The sequence below is a fragment of the Maribacter sp. 4U21 genome, from assembly GCF_002742365.1.
Taxonomy (GTDB): Bacteria; Bacteroidota; Bacteroidia; order Flavobacteriales; family Flavobacteriaceae; genus Maribacter.
This window is the reverse complement of sequence record NZ_MDGN01000067.1, coordinates 1-3496: the sequence shown is the minus strand read 5'-3', so window position 1 is coordinate 3496 and position 3496 is coordinate 1. Positions and strand designations below refer to the sequence as shown.

At 32.2% G+C, this 3496-nt stretch carries 2 protein-coding genes; one reads left to right on the top strand and one right to left on the bottom strand.

Annotated features, from left to right (window positions below; all coding sequences use genetic code 11):
- Positions 1-274 precede the first annotated feature (274 nt).
- Positions 275-1129 carry a helix-turn-helix domain-containing protein gene (locus BFP77_RS13810; protein ID WP_099574611.1) on the bottom strand — a complete coding sequence of 285 codons (855 nt, stop codon included), beginning with the start codon at positions 1127-1129 and terminating at the stop codon, positions 275-277.
- An 853-nt stretch (positions 1130-1982) separates the two neighbouring features.
- On the opposite strand from BFP77_RS13810, the gene BFP77_RS13805 reads away from it, so the two are divergent.
- Positions 1983-3496 (top strand): Calx-beta domain-containing protein (locus tag BFP77_RS13805; RefSeq protein ID WP_143751910.1); only part of this gene is annotated, 1514 nt, incomplete at its 3' end.

Here is a 3496-nt window from a genome sequence, read left to right as displayed (position 1 = left end):
CATAATACTGTTTAAAATTAAAGATTATTATTCTACTTTTAAACAGTTCGGTTTTAAGGGAAGCTTACATCCCCGAAACGGTCAACGATAAAGATATTTTTATGAATTTAGCGATGTCCTAAAACGGGTAAGGCTACATTTTTAGGGAAGGCTACACTTTGGGGCTAGCCCCAAAGGAATTGAAACAAAGGACAGAGTTTAATTTACAGACCCAATTTTAAGGAAAGGACACGTTTTGGAAAAGCAAAAGCATAAATTTTATTTTGAAATAATATCATTTTTCCTTTACTAAAAACCTCTCTCTATATTCATTTGGGGTGATTCCATTATATTTTTTAAAGACCTTGATGAAGCTTGATGGGTTCTGATAACCTATAAATTCCGAAATTTCAGAAATACTAATTTTAGTATTCTCTAAAAGCTTACAAGATTCTAAAATATTCTGCTCTCTAAACCAATTTATTGGAGTGTCATCAAAAATGTCTTTAAAAGTTCTCTTAAATTTAGAAACACTCATATTACTAATGTAGGCCAATTCTTCTAAAGTATGATTTTTTAAAACCTGCTTCCACATTAAATTTTTGAAACCAGAGGGTTCGAAATTTGAATTAGTAAAAATAAAATCTAATACTTCCTTCCCGTAAGTTTTGATTAAATAAGAAACGAACTCTTGAACTTTATAGTTCAATATGAATTCCTTATTTGAATCATCTAAAGAAAGTAAAATTTTCAAACTACCTAAAAAAAGTTCGGAATAATTATCAGTAGAAAAATACAATTCTTTTTTCATGTTTTTTCTTTTAATAATATAATTGCTATATTCCAATTTAATTTCCGTAAGACAAGTAGAGGAAAACGAAAGGAAAAATATATTCGAACTATTGTATAAAGTATTTAAATCACCTAAAAATACGCTGCTATTAGGCCTGAATAAATAAAAGGGAACATTATCTGCTACGCTGTGGTTTAAATGTGCGTTATCAATAAACATTAAGCCATAACATTTTAAAGCTACGGTTTTTAATTCTTTGACAGAAAAACGAATCAAGTGAACCTGCTTTTCACAATCTAAAATGATTTTCTGGCTTTTCTTCATCCTATATGATTCTTGAACCTTAGTTTTGGTCATTTTCAATTAATACAATCTTTAATAACCAAAATTATTTTAGTTTCTAAAGATCTTGATTTATTATTGTTTTGAACAATAGTATTATTATAAAAATAGAATTATTGTTCATAATATTTTGTATTCCTAATATTTTTTTTGGAAAAACCTACCTATATACTTAAATAATTCATAAGTTTTCATTATTGTCCGACTAAAATGTAGCCTTACCCGTTTTGTAGCCTTACCCGTTTTAGGACATCGCTAAATTCATAAAAATATCGCGTAAGGCTACATTACAAAGGTTTTGGAAAAAGAATCCTATTAATGACTGTACGAGCAAAAAAGATTGTACCGCTGAAGAATTGGAACTGAACAGGAGAACCGAATTTCCTGTAATCCAAATAAAAAATAGGGCAATAACAAAATAAGTGGATAAATTTTGGTTTAAAATATTTATTGACTTTAAAAGCTCTTGATATAAAAATATTTTTGTAAAGACAGAAAAAATAGAAAAGCAAAATACAACATATTAAAAAATGTAGTTACCAAAACCTACAAATATCCAATTCCTATTTTGACTGAAAAAAATATTTTAAATAGTAAGTACAATTTACTTCTTAAAAAAGTTAGGAAATGGTAATAACAAGCGGCAATATTTCAATTTCTTGAATCTTAACACTCATTTTTATTGGCAAAGCATAACAACTTCATTCCAGATAATTCTTGTTTTATCCAATTTGAACTTTTAAGACTATAAAAAAGAACTTTATTGAGTACATTTTCAAATAGTATAATAGAACAACGAACGTTAAACAGATTGAGAACCTATGTGATTGAATTTAATAAAATAAATATTTATTAATAGATAATCACCATGCCCAAAATTACTAAGAGTAAAAATTACCTTTTTTTCAATATATCACGAATTTTTCTAATTCATTTCCTATTTTTTTGTAATCTGGCACATGGTTCCAATTTAGAAAAGAATTTCAATGAAGTTACAAGTAAAAAGGTCAATCCTAATCCCACAACACCTTTTCTGGCTCCCCGAGTAGAGCTAATACCAAGTGGTTCATTGGTGATACCTATGGACAACGATTTACAGAAAAAAGGTAACTCAGCTCTATTTAACCTTAGATCATATGGTCTTTTAGTAAGACTGTTGCATGCGAACGTTCCCCTTAAATGGGCAATCAAGACAGGAAAGCCCAAAGACGGCATTGATTTTACTGGCCGGGTTCAGCGAATAGCCCCTGCAAATGTAGCGACAACAACCAGGAGCTTTAGATCTGGTCCGTTTATAGTTTATCCTGGTTACGAAAATGAAGCAAGGCAAGTAATCAATAGCTACAACAATTCATTGAACAGCAATGAAAAGGTTCATGTTTACGAGTTGAAAGAGAACATTAATATTGACATAAAGTATGATTTTACCCATAAACCCAAAGCCGCTTTACTTGATAATGGGGGAAACGCTGATATTCATCAACAAATATTGATTGATGCCGGTCTTATTGAAAATATTCACTATTTCAAAGAAGGTATCAACGCCGAAGATCTTAAAAAAGAGGCTTGTTATACTTTTGTAAGTGAGGCCCACGCAGATGAAGATAATGTGTCCAAAAATGCTGTGGATAATATCAAAAAATTTGTCCAAGACGGGGGTAATTTTTTCGGCCAATGTGCTGGCGGTAGAGCTTACGAAAATATTGGTTTAAAATCGAACCGCCTAATAACAAAGGATGGCGTAACCGACCCCGGAATTGATGGCAACATCATTTTTAGCAATGCAGATAGTCCCGTAATTCAGATTCATGGTGGCCTTTCAGATGAGGGCGGTTCAGCACCATCGTACAAAACCAATTCCTTTGACAATGGAGCTGACATAAAGATCCACGCCTACGATAGCGGAGATAGGTTAAATTATAAGGTTTACGGCGGTAGAATAGGAGGCTTTAAGGCCTCTAAGGGTGGTCATGTACATTATTTGGGCGGACATAATTATGACAATGGTTCAAATATGGATATAAATGGGCAAAGAATTTATTTAAATGCCTACATTATGCCTTCCCAAAGGTCTTTAGATTGTAATATAGATATAAGTGTAAGTGGCCCAATTGAAATTGAAGGATTCAGGGTCAATGAAAATACGGGCACAACCTTTTTCAGGGTGACCTCTCGTGCTCAGACCTCTGGACCTTTCTCGGCAAATTACAGGGTAACTAATGGTTCTGCCCGAATCAATCAAGATTACACCTTAAATGGCAGCAGTGGCACCCTTAATTTTTCAGGAAGACCCGGAGAAACGATTGATATACCTCTTCGTATAACCGACGATGCTATAATTGAAAACACAGAAGACCTTTTTGTTACTATTACCTCCGTAAC

Coding starts and splice junctions, on each gene's coding strand:
- BFP77_RS13810 (WP_099574611.1), bottom strand. CDS start 1,129: ATGACCAAAACTAAGGTTCAAGAATCATATAGGATGAAGAAAAGCCAG.